This window comes from Microtetraspora sp. AC03309, from assembly GCF_020826795.1.
Classification (GTDB): Bacteria; Actinomycetota; Actinomycetes; order Streptosporangiales; family Streptosporangiaceae; genus Microtetraspora; species Microtetraspora glauca.
The window spans coordinates 1-486 of sequence record NZ_JADDIL010000466.1; the positions used below are offsets into that span (position 1 = coordinate 1).

The 486-nt window shown below is 63.6% G+C and carries 1 protein-coding gene; it reads right to left on the reverse strand.

Going from position 1 to position 486, the window contains the following annotated elements:
* Nucleotides 1-304, reverse strand: a 304-nt coding sequence (locus tag IMZ11_RS43875; protein ID WP_228649648.1) for a patatin-like phospholipase family protein, incomplete at its 3' end; no start/stop codon positions are given.
* Between the last annotated feature and the right edge of the window lie 182 nt (nt 305-486).

Here is a 486-nt window from a genome sequence, read left to right on the forward strand (position 1 = left end):
GTTCTTCGATCGTGGCCTCACCGATGATCTCGCGCACCGCGTCGAGGATCTTCTCGGCACGCAGGATGCCGGCCGCGCTGATCGACGGATCCAGCAGCCGCAAGACAGCGCGCTGGGTCAGAGTCCGCGCCCATTCGGCGAAATCGTCGAGCTTGCCGGCTGCGTGGAGTCCACCCACCAGTGCGCCCATCGACGATCCGGATACCCCGACGACCTCGTAACCTCGCGCGGACAGTTCGTCGATCACCCCGATGTGCGCATAGCCGCGGGCGCCACCACTACCGAGGGCCAAGGCAACACGCATACCTCCATTCTGCGGCATCTACCGCGCTGCTTGCCGAGTCTTAGAACATGGTTTGAGACCTGTTGTGCATCCGCCGCGCACCAAGGATCCCAATTAACATCAATACGAGGACATTTCGGCCTGGCCCGCACCGTCGGCCCCGCCCGGTGGCCAGATTTTCGGCTGTCACGGTTGCACAGTGG